This is a genomic window from Streptomyces sp. NPDC051662 (assembly GCF_040681655.1).
Classification (GTDB): Bacteria; Actinomycetota; Actinomycetes; order Streptomycetales; family Streptomycetaceae; genus Streptomyces.
This window is the reverse complement of the sequence record NZ_JBFAZD010000022.1, coordinates 1-15,851: the sequence shown is the minus strand read 5'-3', so window position 1 is coordinate 15,851 and position 15,851 is coordinate 1. Positions and strand designations below refer to the sequence as shown.

The following is a 15,851-nucleotide window of genomic DNA, read 5'->3' as shown; positions in this document are numbered from 1 at the left end:
TCAGGCCGAGGGCCGCTTGAGCACCTCGATCAGACTGGAGAAGCTGTTCTCGGCGAAGCCCTCGGCCATCCCGGCGTGGAAGATCTCGGCGACCGCCGCCGGCAGTACGGTGCTGACTCCCGCGTCCCTGTGGGTGTGCAGGACGTGGTCGACACTGGCCGCGCCCATCGCCAGACGGTCCACGTCGCCGGGGTACGTCGCGGAGTCCACGTGCTCGGCGTACAACTCCAGGAAGTGCGGCATCATCGACGTCATCATCGTGGCGTACGGCAGGAGCTCCTTCGCCGAGACACCATTGGCCCGCCCCAGCGCGAGGGTCTGGTAGTAACTGAGCATGGTGGTCCAGAAGATGGTCATCTGGGCCTGGTAGTACATGGCCGCGAGGCCGGCGTCCTCGCCCCGGTAGTCCGCGTCGGTGAGGACCCTCAGGGTGTCCTCGTGAGCCTCGAAGACATCGCGAGGACCGCTGTAGTACGTGGACGATCCGGGCTTCCCGATCAGCGGGGGCGGCACCTGCACCCCGCCGGTGAGATGCTTCGCGCCGTGCCCGGCCGCCCAAGTGGCCACCTCCCGGGCCTTGTCGGGGGTGTCCGAGCTGAGGTTGGCGATGACCTTGCCGGCGAGGGAAGCCGCCACCGGTTCGAGGATCGCGTACACCGCGTCATAGTCCGTCAGGCTGAGCACGATCAGTTCATTGGCGGCGAGCGCGTCCTCGACGGTGTGAGCCGGTATGGCGCCCTTGGCCACCAGCGCCTCGGCCTTGCTCGCGGTCCGATTCCATACGGTCACCTCGTGGCCGTTCTCCAGAAAGGTGTCCACCATCGCCCGGCCCATCGGGCCCAGACCGATGACCGTTACCGACTGCTTGCTCATCCGGCTGCTCATCCGGAACTCTCCTTGGTTCTTCACGGGTTGAACTAGAACGATCGATCTATCCAGAACAAGGTAGCAGGACTCTGGAACGATCGCTCTATCCAATGGAGTGGCGGCACGCGGACCACGCCACAGAGTGTGAGTGTGCGAGACCGGACGCCGGCGTCACCGTCCGGCGGTACCGCTCAGCCCTCGCCGTCGCCCCGCTCCCGCCCGAGATGCGGGAACCTCAACTCGGTTCTGCTGGAAGCCACTTCGTCAGGGCGCAGCAGCGTCGAGGGATGACCGGGACGGTTCGGCGAGTCGGGCAGGTGCTGGGTCTCCAGACAGACCGCGCCGTACCGTTCGTGGAGCCGGCCGACGGGATCGACGAGGGTGCCGTCGAGTTGGTTGGCGGTGTAGACCTGGATACCGGGTTCCGTGGTCCATATCTCCATGACCCTCGCCTCACCGGGGGCGGCGAGACGGGCGGCCCGGCGCGGGGCTCCGGCGCGTCCCGGTTCCGCTTCCCGCAGGACCCAGCAGTGGTCGAAACCCCCCGCCGACCGGAGCTGTTCGTCGGGCAGGCCGATCCGGTCCCCCAGCGTCCGCGGAACGGTGAGGTCGAACGGGGTGTGCCGGACGGGTACGGCGGGGCCGCGCGGGATGCCCTCCTCGTCGACCGGCAGATACTCGTCGGCGTCCACCTGAAGGGCGTGGCCGAGGATGTCACCGCTGTCGGTGAGGTCGAAGTAGGCGTGGTTGGTGAGGTTGACGACCGTGGGACGGTCGGTGGTCGCCGTGTAGTCGAGGGCGAGGGTGCCTTCGGTGTCGAGCGTGTACGTCACGGTGACATCGAGCGCGCCGGGGAATCCCATGTCGCCGTCGGCGCTGTGCAGTGTGAGCCGGAGCGCCGCGGTGTGATCCGTACGGTGGGCCGCCGCCGTCCACACCCTGGTGTGGAAGCCGCCGGGACCGCCGTGCAGCGCGTGGCCTCGGTCGTTGGCGGGGATCTGGTGCACCGCGCCGTCCACGGTGAAGCGGCCGTGCGCGATGCGGTTCGCGTACCGGCCGATGAGCGCCCCGAAGTAGGGGTTCTTCCCCGTGTAGTCGTCGAGGGAGGCGAGCGACCGGACGACCGACGCGGCGTTCCCCGCGGTGTCGGGCACCATGAGCCGGTGCAGGATGCCGCCGTAGGTCAGGATCTCGGCCCTGACTCCGGATCCGGAGTCGAGCGTCCAGAGATCGACCTCCGACCGCCCGGGAGCGGTGCCGAACGGCCTGCTGTGCACGGTGGGGGTGGGCATCGGGGATCCTTGCGACGAAACGGATGGCGGGGAGGGGTGTGGGCCGCCCGGGACGCGGCGCGTACGGACACGCCCCGGGGTTCCGCCGCCGCGTTTCAGACCTGTCCCGCCTTCCCCGGGTCCGGGGTCCTTCGGGACGCGGTCGATTCGCGGACGACCAGGCGGTAGCCGGGGCGGGGCCTGCGGGGTTCGGCCACCGGCTCGCCCGAGAGCCGTTCGACGAGACTGTCGACGGCGAGCCGGGCGATGGCCTCCTTGTCCGGGGCGATGGTGGTGAGTGTGGTGGCGCCGTACCGGCTCTCCTCGATGTCGTCGAAGCCGACGACGGCGACATCCGCGGGGATGCTCAGACCGCGTTCGGTGAGCGTGCGCATCGCGCCGATGGCGATGAGGTCGTTGTAGGCGAAGACGGCGTCCGGCCGCTCCCCGCGGTCGAGGAGCGCGGCCATCGCGGCGGCGCCGTCCTCCCGTCCGTAGCCGTCGGTGACGATCACCAGGCTCTCGTCGGGCGCGATGCCCTCGACGGCCAGTTCCTCGCGCCAGCCGCGCAGCCGCAGATGCGCGGGCTGGCGTTCGCGGCCGGTGCGTGAGCCGAGGAAGGCGATACGCCGGTGGCCGTGGTCGAGGAGGTGCCGTACGGCCGCGCGGGCCGCCGTGACGTTGTCGATGGCGATGTGGTCGTACGGCGCCTCGTACTCGCGCTCCCCCAGCAGGACCAGGGGCGCGGTCTCGGAGCGCGCCATGAGGTCCTCGGTCTCCAGATGGATCGGGCTGAGGATGAGTCCGTCGATCACATGCGAACGGAAGCCCTGGCAGACCAGCAGCTCGTTCTCGCGCAGCCCGCCGGTGTGGTCGACCAGCACGGTGTAGTCGTGCCGGGCCGCGGCGTCGACGACCGCGCCGGCCAGCTCGGCGAAGTACGGGTTGCCGAACTCGGGTACGGCCAGGGCGATGATGCCGGTGCGCCCCTTGCGCAGATGGCGTGCGGTGAGGTTGGGCCGGTAGCCCAGCTCGTCGATGGCCCGCTGCACTTTGGCACGCATCTGGGGTGTGACGTGCTGATAGTTGTTGACCACGTTCGACACGGTCTTGATGGACACGCCCGCCCGTTGCGCAACGTCCTTGAGGCTGACGCTCACGGCACTCCTTGACTCGACAGGGAACCCGGCCCCGGTGAGGTCCGGGGACCTGGGGTGGCCGGGTCCCGGTGGCCGGACGGCCACGCGGAACCCGGCGTGGTTCAGGTGGTTCTGCGGCTGCGCGCCAGATAGCGCTGTGCCACGACGACAACGATAAGGAAGCCGCCGCTCACCACCGACTGGTACGAGGAGTTGAGCGAGCCGATCTGGTTGATCAGGTTCTGGATGACGGCCAGCAGCAGGACGCCCCAGAGCGTGCCGCTGACCGAGCCGGCGCCGCCGACGAGGAGCGTGCCGCCGATGACGACGGCGGAGATGGCGTCGAGTTCCATGCCGACGCCGACGATGGTGACGCCCGACGACAGCCTGGCCGCGTTCAGCGCGCCGGCGAGTCCCGCCAGCAGCCCGCTGAGCGTGTAGACCAGGATCTTGGTACGGGCGACGGGCAGCCCCATCAGCGTGGCCGCGTCACCGCTGCCGCCGACCGCGAACAGCGACTGCCCGAACGAGGTCCGTTGCAGCAGCAGTCCGCCCGCCCCGAACAGCGCCAGGGCGATCAGGAGGGGATAACCGAAGCCCCCGACGCCGCCCTGCCCCAGCTCGGCGAACGCGGAGTCCTTGGGCACCAGATAGGTGGTGGCGCCCTCGTCCGTGAGGGCGAGAAGCAGACCGCGGGCCGCGAGCAGCGTGGCGAGCGTGACGATGAAGGGGGCCATTCCGGCGCGGGCGATGAGGAAGCCGTTCAGCAGCCCGATCGCCCCGCACACCACCAGGGGCACCAGCAGCGCCGTGAAGAAGCCCCATTGCGAGGCCCAGGCCGCGAGCACACCCCCGAGCGCGAACACCGATCCGACCGACAGGTCGATGCCGCCGGTGATGATGACCATGGTCATGCCGAGGGCGACCACGGCGAGGAACGACGCCTGGACGGTCACGCCGCGGGCGTTGTCGAGGGTGGCGAACGTCGGGTAGACGAACGAGGCGACGAGGATGACCGTGAGAAGGACCGCGAGGACGCCCTGACGCTGCACCAGCTCGGCGAGACGCTGTGTGAGGGGCGTCTCGGCGGCGGGCATGTCGCGGGGAGTCCCGCCGCCGGCCGGCGCGGGGGTCTTCTTCGGCGCCGGGGCGGGAGCACGCAGGGCGGGTGTGGTTTCGTTCATCGGGACCGACGCTCCCGGGCGACGTAGACGGCGGCGATGATGATGGCCGCCTGGGCGATCTGTGCGGTGGAGTCGGGCAGGTCGTGCTTGACGAGGGTGGCGCGCAGCAGCTGCATCAGCAGGGCGCCGGCCACGGTGCCAAGGACCCGGACGGAGCCGCCGTTCAGCGGGGTTCCGCCGACCACGACCGCCGTGATGGCGGAGAGCTCCATGAGGGTGCCGAGCGAGGACGGGTCGCTCGCCGTCAGCCTGGCCGTGGCGAGGATTCCCGCCAGGGCCGCGAGCACCCCGCAGAGTATGTACACACCCATCAGGACGCGTTTGACCGGCAGTCCCGCAAGAGAGGCGGCCGACCGGTTGCCGCCGACGGCGACGATCTGACGGCCGAAGGTGGTGCGCCGTACGAGGAAGGCGACGGCGACGGCGAGCACCCCCGCGATCAGCACCACCAGCGGGACACCGAGGAAGGATCCGGTGCCGAGCGCGAGGACGTCGGGGTTGATGATCTGCTTGAGCTGTCCGTCGGCCATGACCAGGGCGATGCCCCGGCCGCCGACGAACAGGGCCAGGGTGGCGACGATGGGCTGCAGCCCGATCAGTGAGACCAGTGTGCCGTTGACAGCACCGACGACGGCTCCCGCGAGCAGGGCCACGACGAGCCCCGGCACGAGCCCGTATCCGAGATAGAGCGGGAGCAGGGCGGCGGCGAGCGCCATGGTCGAGCCGACCGACAGATCGATGCCCTCGGTGCCGATGACGAGCGCCATGCCCAGCGCGACGATCACGATGGGCGCGACCTGGACGAGCTGGGTGCGCAGATTGTCGGCGGTCATGAAGTGCTCGGTGAACAGCGCGTTGAAGACCAGGAGCACCGCCACGGCCGCGTACACGCCGTACTCCTGGTACCAGGCGGGGTCACGGAGCCGGGCCAGGGGGCGCGCCGGGGTGGGGGTGGGGGTGGGGGTGAGAGTGGCCTGGGTCATCGCGGGTCCTCCTGTGCGGCCGGGGCCTTCTGTGCGGCCGGGGCCCTCCCTTCGGGCATCGGCGCGTGGTCGGCGAGCACTTCGAGCAGCTGGCTCTCGCCCACGTCGTCGCCGGACAGTTCGCCCGCGACGGCCCCGCCGCGCAGGACGACGATCCGGTCGGCGCCCTCGATGAGTTCCTCGATGTCCGAGGAGATCAGCAGCACGGCCAGGCCCTCGCGGGCGAGTTCGTCGATCAGGCCCTGGACCTCGGCCTTGGCGCCGACGTCGATGCCCCGCGTCGGTTCGTCGAGCAGGAGGACCTTGGGCTCCAGACAGAGCCAGCGGGCCAGCAGGACCTTCTGCTGGTTGCCGCCGGAGAGTTCGCCGACCTTCTGTTCGGGACCGGCGGCCTTGATCCGCAGCCGCTTCATGAAGATCTCGACCACGCGGTCCTGCTTGCGCCGCGAGACCACTCCGGCGCGGGAGAGACGGGGCATGGCGGCGAGCACGATGTTCTCGCGCACCGAGAGGCCGGGGATGATTCCCTCCGCCTTGCGGTCCTCGGGCAGCAGACTGATGCCCGCCCGGATCGCGCCCGCGGAGGTCAGCCGGCGCAGCTTGCGGCCACCGACGGTGAGTTCGCCCGCGTCCAGGCTCAGCGCTCCGGCCAGGGCCTTCGCCGTCTCGCTGCGCCCGGAGCCCAGGAGGCCGCCGAGACCGAGCACCTCCCCGCCGTACAGTGACAGGGAGACGTCCTGGAGCTGGTGGCGGCGGGTGAGGCCGTGGGCGGTGAGTACGGGAGTGCGCTCCGCGTCATGTCCCTCGGCGGTGAAGCCGGTCACGCCGTCGCGTCGGACCTCGGCCATGTCACGGCCGAGCATCATCGAGACGAGCCGCATCCGGTTCAGCTCCGCGAGGTCGCCGGTGTGGATGTGGCGGCCGTCGCGCAGGACGGTGACGCGGTCGCAGATCCGGTAGAGCTCGTCCATACGGTGGCTGACGTAGATCACGGCGATGCCCTGGGCGCGCAGGCCGGCGATGACCCGGAACAGGGTCTCCACCTCGCGCGGCTCCAGGGAGGAGGTGGGTTCGTCCATGACGACCACCCGCGCGTTGACGGAGACGGCGCGGGCCAGCGCGACCATCTGCTGGGTGCCGATGCCCAGGGTGTGCAGCGGTCGGCGCGGGTCGACCTGGACACCGAAGCCGTCGAGCAGTTCCGTGGTCTCGCGGTGCATCCGGCCGAAGTCGATGAGGCCGAAGCGGTTCTTGGGCTCACGGCCGAGGAAGATGTTGCGCGCCACGCTCATCAGCGGGACGAGGTTCACCTCCTGGTAGATGGTGGAGATGCCCGCCTGCTGCGCTTCGAACGGCCGGGCGAACCGTACCTGTTGACCGGTCATCCGTACCTCGCCCTCGTCGGGCCGGTACACGCCGGTCAGAACCTTGATGAGGGTGGACTTCCCGGCGCCGTTCTCGCCCACCAGGGCATGGGTCTCGCCCGCGCGCAGGGAGAAGGAAACGTTGTCGAGCGCGACGACGCCCGGGAACCGCTTGCTCACCGCGTGGGCTTCGAGCACGGTGTCGGCCGCCGGCGGGATGGTCTCCTCCGGCGCCTGAGCCGCTGCTTCGGGTGGTGCCATGGGTCTTCTTGGCCTTCCGCTGTTCCAAGGGGGTGGGCCCGGGACCGCCGTGGCGGGTGGGGCGCCCCGGCGGCCGTAGCACGGAGCAGTCAGTGCTCCTCGCCGCGCGACGAAGGAGTCAGTGCCCTTCGCCGGGCGGCGGAGGGGTCAGAACGCGCCGCCGAGGGACGCCTTGGCGTTGGACTCGTCGTACGCGCGGTCCGCGATGATCACGTTCTCCGGGATCTCCTCGCCCGCGTAGAACTTCTGCGCGGTGGCGAAGGCGAGCGGCCCGAAGCGCGGGTTCGACTCGATGACCGCGTTGTACTCCCCGTCGACCAGCGCCTGAACGGCGTTGCGGGTGCCGTCGACCGAGACGATCTTGACGTCCTTGCCCGGCTTCTTCCCGGCCGCCTTGAGCGCGGTGACCGCGCCGAGACCCATCTCGTCGTTCTCCGCGTAGACGGCGGTGATGTCGGGCTTGGACTGGATGAGCTGTTCCATCACCTGCTGGCCCTTGTCCCGGGCGAACTCGCCGGTCTGCTGGGCGACGATTTCGAGGCCGGGCGCCTTCGCCTTCACCTGGTCGACGAAGCCCTTGGTGCGGTCCGTGGTGACGTTGTTGCCGGAGGCGCCGAGCAGGATGGCGACCTTGCCGCTGCCACCGGTCGCCTTGATCATCGCGTCGGCGGCACGCTTGCCCTGCTCCACGAAGTCGGAGCCGAGGAAGGCGACATAGTCCTTGCAGGCGGTGGAGTTGACCTTGCGGTCGATGGTGAGGACGGGCACCTTCTTCGCCGCTGCCGCCTTGAGTGCCGGTTCCAGCCCGTCCGAGTTCAGCGGCGCGACGATGAGGAACTGGGCGCCCTGGGACAGCATGTCCTGGATGTCGCTGATCTGCTTGGAGAGCTGCGACTGCGCGTTGGTGGTGAGCAGCTTCTTGACGCCGACCTTGGCCGCCTCGTCCTTGATGGACTGGGTCTCGGCGATACGGAAGGGGTTGGCCTCCTTCTCCGACTGGGAGAAGCCGACCACCGCGTCCTTCAGGTCCAGCTTCGGCGCGCCGTAGGTCTGCAGCGAGCAGCCCGAACCGGACGTGGTGTCGGGGGTCTTGGCCGCCTGGGCTCCCTGGCCGCTGTCACCGCCCGCGTTGTCGGTGGTCTCCGACTTGGAGCAGCCGGCGACGGCGAGCGTGGCGGTGGCGGCGAGCACACAGGCCACGGTGAGAGTACGGGATCGGCGCTGGTTGATCATGCGCGGGACGCTCCTTGGCGGGATGACGGCACTCCGGTCGGGTGCGGTCGGGCTGGGGCAGGCAGGGACGGGGCGGGGGGCGGCACTGAACGGTGGCGCTGGGCGGTGGCGCTGAACGGTCATCAGCCGCGTCAGGGCTTGCTGACGCCGCGTCCTCACGCCCGGCCACCAGCGGTGACGAGGGCGGTCGTGAGAGTCCGCGCTGCCTGTCGGCGGCTCGGTTTACAACGTTATATAGGCGCTGCGGCGCAGGCGGCAAGAGAGTTGTCGATGCGTTTCCAAAATGTGTCGGCCGCGCGCGCCGGCCGGGGGATTCCGGCGGGGCGGGCAGCGGGCGCCGGGTTCCGCGAGGGCTCTGGACACTCGTTCGAGGGCGTGCTGTCATACCGCCGACCCTCAATCCTCCAACGTTGCAAGGGAGTTGCCCCACACACACCCACGCAATGAGCCGCACGACCACCCGCACCGCTCCCCCACGCCGGTTCGGCCGCGGGGAGCGTCATCCGTGGAGGAGACGTACCGATGAAGCGTGTGCCCATCCCCGGCCGCCGGCCGTGGTGGAGACGTCTGACGGCCGCGACCGCCATGCTGACGCTGATGGCGACCGCTCTGGTGGGGGGCGCGACGACCCCCGCCCAGGCGGCGCCCTGGACGCCGAAGCCCGCTCCGATGACCACGCCCTGGACCGATCAGGTGCCCGTCGACAATCCGCTGCCCGAGTATCCGCGCCCCCAGCTCACCCGCCCCGACTGGGCCAATCTCAATGGCATCTGGGACTTCGCGGTGACCGGCCGTGACGCCGGCCCGCCGTCGACGTACCCGGACCGGATCCGGGTCCCGTTCGTCGCCGAGTCCGCCCTCTCCGGTATTCAGCGCAGAATCACCGAGAACGACAAGCTCTGGTACAAGCGTGAGTTCACCGTCCCCGCGGACTGGACGGGTCGCCGGGTCCAGCTCAACTTCGGCGCCTCCGACTGGCAGACCACCGTCTGGGTCAACGGCACCCAGGTCGGGGTGCACAAGGGCGGGTACGACGCGTTCTCGTACGACATCACGCCCCGGCTGAACGGCGGTACGAACACCGTCGTGGTCTCCGTCCACGACCCGACCCAGACCGGCGGCCAGGCGGTGGGCAAGCAGCGGATCAACGACGTGAAGCCGCATCCGGGCGGCGGCATCTTCTACACGGCGGCGTCCGGCATCTGGCAGACCGTCTGGCTGGAACCGGTCGCCGCGGCCCACATCACCCGTCTCGACATGACGCCGAACCTGGGCGACAGCACACTCCGGGTGACGGCGCGGGCCGCCGCGGCGAACGGCCGGAGTGTCCGCGTGACGGTCTCCAGTGGCGGAAACGTGGTCGGTACGGCGACCGGCGCCACGGGCGCGGAGATCTCCGTATCCCTCGCGAATCCGCGGCTCTGGAGCCCGGAGGACCCGTTCCTCTACGACGTACGCGCCGAACTGCTCGACGGTGCCACGGTCGTCGACTCGGTCGGCGGTTACGCGGGGATGCGGTCGATCGCCACGGCGAAGGTCGGCACTGTCCTGCGCCCGGTGCTGAACGGGAAGTTCGTCTTCCAGACCGGCACCCTGGACCAGGGGTACTGGCCGGACGGCATCTACACCGCGCCGACCGACGCCGCGCTGCGGTCGGACCTTCAGGCCCACAAGGACCTGGGCTTCAATATGGTGCGCAAACACATCAAGGTCGAGTCCCAGCGCTGGTTCTACTGGGCGGACCGGCTCGGGCTCCTGGTCTGGCAGGACATGCCGGCGATGGACACCGGGAAGAGCCCCGACACGGCGGCCCGCGCCCAGTGGGAGGCCGAGTACCGCGCGATCATCGATCAGCACCGCAGCTCTCCGTCCCTGGTCATGTGGGTCAACCAGAACGAGGGCTGGGGACAGTACGACCAGGCCAGGATCGCCGACGAGGTGATGGCATACGACCCGTCCCGGCTGGTCAACAACATGAGCGGGGTCAACTGCTGCGGCTCGGTCGACGGGGGCAACGGGGATGTGATCGACAACCACATCTACGTCGGTCCCGGCAACACCGCCCCCACCGCCACCCGGGCCGCCGTCCTCGGCGAGTTCGGCGGGCTCGGGTACAAGGTGCCGGGGCACGAGTGGTATCCGGGCGGCGGCTTCAGTTACGAGGATCAGCCGAGCCTCTCCGCCCTCGACAACCGCCTCGTCGGTCTGCTCGACAGCATTCGCGTCGGTCAGCTCCCCGCGGGGCTCTCCGCGTCGGTCTATACGGAGATCACGGACGTCGAGAACGAGGTGAACGGCCTGCTCACGTACGACCGCCAGGTCGTCAAGGTCGACGCCGCGCGGGTCAAGGCGGCGAACCAGGCGCTGATCCAGGCCTCGCGGACACCCGCCCCACCGGTCGTCCTGCCCACCGGGCAGTACACGTCGCTGCGGGTCACCACCCCGGGCCACACCAACAAGTATCTGCGCCACTACGAGCAGCTCGCCCACACCGCGATCGTCGACGGCGGCAGCGACGGGCTCCTCAAGAACGACGCGACCTGGAAGGTCGTCACCGGTCTCGCCAACAGCAACTGCTATTCCTTCGAGTCCCGCAACTACCCCGGCGAGTATCTGCGGCACCGGGACTTCCGGATCCGGCGGGACGCGGACGACGGCTCGGCCCTCTTCAAGGCGGACGCCACCTTCTGCACGGTCGCGGGCACCGGCGGCGTGCGCCTGTCCAGCGCCAACCTCCCCGGCAGCTTTATCCGTCACATCAACTCCGAAGTGTGGCTGGCCACTCCCGGCGGCGGTCACGCGTGGGACAACCCGGCCACCTTCACCGAGGACACCACCTGGGCGGTGGAGGCCCCGTGGGCACCCTGATCCGAGCCTCCGCGGGCCATGAGGTCCACGGAGGCGGCCCGGCGGCGACCGCACCGTCGCCGCCGGGCCGCCGCCGGGCCGTCGCCGCGGGGCCGTCGCCGCCTGGCCGGACGTGCGTTACGGCTGTTCGCCGTCGTGGAGCGTGCTCACCTCCGCCGCGGTGAGCGCCTTGTCGTACACCCTCACCTGGTCGACCGAGCCGTTCCAGAAGTCGACGTTCCCGCCGTTCCACTGGGCGCGGCCGACGGAGAGCGGCCCGGTGCTGACATCGGCGGGACCGGCCGGGGCCGTCGCCGCGAGTGTGCCGTCGACATACAGCTTCAGGTCGTCGCCGTCACGTACACCGACGAGGTGGTACCACTTCCCGGTCTCGGGCCTCATCTCCAGACGGGCGCGGTGACCGCCGGGGGTGCTGAAGGCGAACGCGCCCTGGCCGTACTGGAGATAGAAGGGATTCTCCGTCCGCCGGCCGTCCTGGCTGACCACGGTGGCGTAGTTGCCGGGAAGCGAGTCGAGCGTGGCCCAGGCGGACACCGAGTAGTTCCCGGTGGTGTCGACCACGGGGCCGCGGGTCTCGGCGTACTGCCCCTGGCCGTTGAACCTGAGCGCGGAGCCCCGTACGCCGGGCGCCCAGGTGGTGCCCTCGCCGAGGGTCAGGGACGCCTTGTTGGGACCGCTGTCACGGGCGGTCGTGCCCTTGTTCTCGTCCAGCGACCAGGCGGCGCCGCCCTTCAGCCGGTCGCGGTCACCCGCCGCCGCGCCGGCCGCGATGACCTGCTGATTGATCTGCCGCACCTTCTTCGGGTCGACCTTGATCTCACGACGGTCGTAGGTCCAGAGCCCGTTGAGCTCGTTCTCCAGATCGCTGACCTGGGTGTAGACGGAGCCGGACAGTTCGGCGCCGGCCGCGGCGAGATAGTACGTCCGGGTGTTCTCCACATACTTCGCCGTCAGCGCGGCCTTGTCCGGAACCCCGCTGTAGATCGCCGCGGGAGCGCCCGGCCACATGTGTCCGGCGGTACGGAGCGTGAAACCGCCGTGCTCACCGTCCATCGCGGCACGGTGGTCGGGGAACGGCGCGTCGTTGTTCAGGTAGTCGTGGTGGTCGATGATGTCGCCCTTGCCCGAGTCACCCTTGGACGAGCAGCAGTTGACCCCGCTGTGGGCGTTGACGACCCGGGAGGGGTCATCGGCCTGGACGGCCTCGGTGATCTTCCCGGTCTCGACCCGGTCCCACTCGCCCCAGCCCTCGTTGAAGACGATCCAGCCGCCGATCGAGGGCGCGTTGTGCAGCTGCTTCATCATCTCCTTGCCCTGCGACAGGAACGCCTGCTTGCCCTGATCGCCGTTGATGTCGCTGGAGACGAAGTCCTGCCACACCAGCAGACCGAGCCTGTCGGCGTGGTAGTACCAGCGGGGTGACTCCACCTTGATGTGCTTGCGTACCGCGTTGAAGCCCAGGTCCTTCTGCGCCTTCAGGTCGAAGGTGAGCGCGGCGTCGCTGGGCTGGGTGTACAGCCCGTCGGGCCAGAAGCCCTGGTCCAGCATGGCGAGCGAGAAGAACGGCTTCCCGTTGAGTACGAGCTTCTGGTAGCCGCCGACCTTCTCGACCCGGAGGGAACGCATTCCGAAGTAGCTGTCGACGCGGTCGGTGGACCGGCCGTCGGTCAGGCTCACCTGGAGGTCATAGAGATACGGGTCGTCCGGCGACCAGAGGCGCGGGTTCTTGACCGGCAGGGTCAGCGCGCGGTTGGCCGGGCCGGTGACCGTGCCGACGACCTTGCCCTTCGTGTCGCGGGCGACGGCCTTGATCCGGGCACCGGCCGAGGCGTCGGCGGAGTTGACGGTCAGCGCGAGGGTGCCCTTGTCGATATCGGGGGTCGTGGTCAGGGAGTCCACCGCGGCGGGCGCGACCGGCTCCATCCAGACGGTCTGCCAGATACCGGAGGACGGGGTGTAGACGATCCCGCCCGGGTTGGTGGACTGCTTGCCCTTCGGCTGATTCGGTCCGGTGACATCGGTGACCGCGACGATGATCTCCTGGGGACCCGTGCCCTTGACGGCGTCCGTGATGTCGGCGGTGAACCCGGTGTAGCCGCCGGTGTGTTCGGCGACCTTCTCGCCGTTGACCCAGACGGCGGCCTGATAGTCGACGGCGTCGAAGTTGAGCCTCAGCCGCTTGCCGCCGTCGCGGCCCTTGCCGATGGACCAGTTCTCGGGCACGGTGACCAGCTTGCGGTAGAACATATGGTCCTCGTGCCGCTCAAGACCCGAGAGCTGGGACTCCACCGGGAACGGCACGAAGATCCGTTCGTCGAGCCGCTTGCCGAAAGCCGGCCGCTCGCCCGCGGCGGCTCCGGCGAACTCCCAGGGGCCGTTGAGGTTCTTCCACTGATCGCGCACCTGCTGCGGCCTGGGGTACTCCGGCAGCGGGTGGTTACGGTCCAGCTTGTCGCCCCATGTGGTGGTCAGCCGGAGTGTGGACCGGTTCTTGGCGCTACGGCTGATCTCGGGGACGGTCTCCCCGCCTGCCCGCAGCCCTCCCGCACCGTCATACCCGAAGCGGACCCGCTGTCCCTTCTGGACCGGCGCGGCCAGCGTGACGATCAGGGCCTTGGGGTTACCGGCCGCCCGGCCACCGACTTCACCGGCATCGGTGAGGTGTCGGCCTCGATCTTGAGGTGGTCCTTGACGCCGCCGGTGTTCCCGACCTTGTCGTCGAACGTCGCCTGGAGTCGTCTGCCGTCCTCGGCCACGCTCAGCGCGACCGGGTAGACCTCGAAGTCGGCGGGCGGTGTGAACGCCTCCTCCGGCACGATCTGCTTCTTCAGGCCCTGGCCCGCCCAACGGAGGAACATGTTGGCGCCGCCGGTGTCCTGGAACATCTCCAGCCGGAATTCACGGGGTTCGCCCGCGGTCAGCGCGATGGGCTCGCTGTGCTGCTCAACGTCCCAGTCGGGCTGCCAGTGGTCGATGACGACCTCACCGTCGACGAAGAGCCTGAACCCGTTGTCGCCGATCGCGGAGAAGGTGTAGTCACCGGTCGCGGGGGCTTCGATCTGCCCCGTCCAGCGGGCCGTGGTGTGCTCGGTGCGCCCGGTCGTGGACTCGAACGTGCCGGTGAGACCGGGGAAGTCGATCTCGGGGTCCAGTGCCACGCCACCGAGCTCGGCGAAGTCGCGAGCGCCCGGCGCGGACATACGGAAGTACTCCCCCTTCAGACCGTGCACCTCGGTGGCCGGGTCGTCGGACGCGAAGGCGGTCACGGGCGTGGAGGCGGTCACGGGCGTGGCGGTGTTCACGGTCGCGGAAGCGGCGCCGGCGGCCGGGGCGGCAGCGGCCGCCGGGACCAGGGTGGCGCCCACGGGCAGCAGCAGCGCGGCGGCACACGCGAGTGCTCGGAGCAGCGTTCGGGGGCGAAGTCGTTGTCGTCTCAAGGCGTCGTCCTCGTCGAAGGGACAGAAGTGCCTCGCACCCGCGGGATGCGGCAGCACACAGTCGAACATTGAGCCACAGCCCCAAACACATAACAACAGTCGTGCAGACACATTTTCAACGATGGAAAGCAGCCGCGTTCTCGGGGTGCGGCCCGGATCCACGCGGGGGGGGGACGCCACCACGGACGCGACGGTCCGCTTCTCGACGGCGCCCTCAGTCCATCGCCGCCGCCCGGAAAGGGCGGAAGAACGCGCGCAGTTCCGCCGCGTAGAGCTCGGGCTCCTCGAACGGCGCGAAGTGCCCACCGCGCGCGGGCTCGGTCACCCGCACGACATTCGCCATGCGTTCGAGCCACGCTCGTGGCGGCCGGACGATGTCGCCGCGGAAGAGCGAGAAACCGGACGGCACTTCGACCCGGCGGGCGAGTTGCTCGGGCGGAATCGCGGCGTTCGCGTGGTACATGCGCATCGACGAGCCGATCGTCCCGGTGAGCCAGTAGAGCGTGACGTTCGTGAGGATCTCGTCCTTCGTGAAGCTCCGTTCGACATCTCCGTCGCAGTCGCTCCACGCCCGGAGCTTCTCGACGATCCAGGCGGCGAGCCCGGCCGGCGAGTCGGTGAGCCCGAAGGCGGCGGTCTCCGGCTTCGTGCGGTGGATGGCTCCGTAGGCGCCCTCCGTCGCGCCCCAGGCCGCGACGTCCTCGAACCAGGCGCGCTCCTCGGGCGCGAGGTCCGCCGGGTCGCCGGTGAGGACGGGCAGCCCCCCGTCCATGCGGTGGACGGCGACGACCCGATCCGGGTAGTCGAGCGCGAGGTAGCGGCTCACATGGCTGCCGATGTCCCCGCCGGCCGCGCCGAACCGCGCGTAACCGAGGCCGTGCATGAGCTCGGCCCACAGACCCGCGACGGCGATGGAGTCGAGCGGCCGGCCGGTGGGGCGGTCCGAGTACCCGTAGCCCGGCATGTCGGGCACGACCACGTCGAACGCGTCGGCGGGGTCGGCGCCGTGCGCGCCGGGATCGGTGAGGAGTGGGATGACCTTCGAATAGCGCCAGAACGAGTCCGGCCAGCCGTGGCTGAGGACCAGCGGCAGCACGGGCCCGGTCGGCGCGACGGCCCGTACATGCGCGAAGTGGATCCCGAGGCCGCCTAGGGCGTGTTGCGAAAGTCCCGCCTGGCCTGCGACGCCCGGCACGCACGCTCGCTGCGTTGTCGGGATCACCCCAGTACGTCCAGTACTGGGG

The 15,851-nt window shown here is 69.8% G+C and carries 9 protein-coding genes and 1 pseudogene; 1 reads left to right on the top strand and 9 read right to left on the bottom strand.

Annotation, left to right across the window (positions count from 1 at the left end; all coding sequences use genetic code 11):
• The 7 genes from AB0M67_RS30055 to AB0M67_RS30025 all read right to left on the bottom strand — a co-directional run bounded on the left by AB0M67_RS30055 (position 1) and on the right by AB0M67_RS30025 (position 8,302).
• Complete coding sequence (locus AB0M67_RS30055) at positions 1-885, bottom strand: NAD(P)-binding domain-containing protein (RefSeq protein ID WP_365750554.1); 885 nt, start codon at positions 883-885, stop codon at positions 1-3.
• Between the two features lie 173 nt (positions 886-1,058).
• Positions 1,059-2,159 (bottom strand): aldose epimerase family protein, encoded by a 1,101-nt coding sequence (locus AB0M67_RS30050; protein WP_365750552.1) that lies wholly within the window; start codon positions 2,157-2,159, stop codon positions 1,059-1,061.
• Between the two features lie 95 nt (positions 2,160-2,254).
• Positions 2,255-3,298, bottom strand: coding sequence for a LacI family DNA-binding transcriptional regulator (locus AB0M67_RS30045; protein ID WP_365750550.1), 1,044 nt, complete (start codon positions 3,296-3,298; stop codon positions 2,255-2,257).
• Between the two features lie 101 nt (positions 3,299-3,399).
• Positions 3,400-4,461, bottom strand: coding sequence for an ABC transporter permease (locus AB0M67_RS30040; RefSeq protein ID WP_365750548.1), 1,062 nt, complete (start codon positions 4,459-4,461; stop codon positions 3,400-3,402).
• On the bottom strand, positions 4,458-5,444 hold the full coding sequence (locus AB0M67_RS30035) for an ABC transporter permease (protein ID WP_365750547.1): 987 nt from the start codon (positions 5,442-5,444) through the stop codon (positions 4,458-4,460). Before AB0M67_RS30035 ends, AB0M67_RS30040 begins: the two co-directional genes overlap by 4 nt.
• On the bottom strand, positions 5,441-7,069 hold the full coding sequence (locus tag AB0M67_RS30030; RefSeq protein ID WP_365750545.1) for a sugar ABC transporter ATP-binding protein: 1,629 nt from the start codon (positions 7,067-7,069) through the stop codon (positions 5,441-5,443). The genes AB0M67_RS30035 and AB0M67_RS30030 overlap by 4 nt, the downstream gene beginning before the upstream one ends.
• 147 nt (positions 7,070-7,216) lie before the next feature.
• Entirely contained in the window at positions 7,217-8,302 is a 1,086-nt protein-coding gene (locus AB0M67_RS30025) for an ABC transporter substrate-binding protein (RefSeq protein WP_365750543.1), read from the bottom strand.
• A 597-nt stretch (positions 8,303-8,899) separates the two neighbouring features.
• Between AB0M67_RS30025 and AB0M67_RS30020 the strand changes: the two genes are divergently transcribed.
• Positions 8,900-11,170 carry an AbfB domain-containing protein gene (locus AB0M67_RS30020; RefSeq protein ID WP_365750729.1) on the top strand — a complete coding sequence of 757 codons (2,271 nt, stop codon included), beginning with the start codon at positions 8,900-8,902 and terminating at the stop codon, positions 11,168-11,170.
• 117 nt (positions 11,171-11,287) lie between these two features.
• Here the strand turns inward: AB0M67_RS30020 and AB0M67_RS30015 are convergent.
• Positions 11,288-14,676 (bottom strand): annotated as a pseudogene (locus AB0M67_RS30015) (LamG-like jellyroll fold domain-containing protein).
• 145 nt (positions 14,677-14,821) lie between these two features.
• On the bottom strand, positions 14,822-15,851 hold a 1,030-nt coding region (locus AB0M67_RS30010; RefSeq protein ID WP_365750541.1), incomplete at its 5' end, for an alpha/beta hydrolase.

Bases quoted from the DNA above. Each gene is read 5' to 3' on its own strand.
- AB0M67_RS30035 (WP_365750547.1), bottom strand. From the start codon at position 5,444: ATGACCCAGGCCACTCTCACCCCCACCCCCACCCCCACCCCGGCGCGC.
- AB0M67_RS30040 (WP_365750548.1), bottom strand. From the start codon at position 4,461: ATGAACGAAACCACACCCGCCCTGCGTGCTCCCGCCCCGGCGCCGAAG.
- AB0M67_RS30050 (WP_365750552.1), bottom strand. From the start codon at position 2,159: ATGCCCACCCCCACCGTGCACAGCAGGCCGTTCGGCACCGCTCCCGGG.
- AB0M67_RS30020 (WP_365750729.1), top strand. From the start codon at position 8,900: ATGGCGACCGCTCTGGTGGGGGGCGCGACGACCCCCGCCCAGGCGGCG.
- AB0M67_RS30030 (WP_365750545.1), bottom strand. From the start codon at position 7,069: ATGGCACCACCCGAAGCAGCGGCTCAGGCGCCGGAGGAGACCATCCCG.
- AB0M67_RS30055 (WP_365750554.1), bottom strand. From the start codon at position 885: ATGAGCAGCCGGATGAGCAAGCAGTCGGTAACGGTCATCGGTCTGGGC.
- AB0M67_RS30025 (WP_365750543.1), bottom strand. From the start codon at position 8,302: ATGATCAACCAGCGCCGATCCCGTACTCTCACCGTGGCCTGTGTGCTC.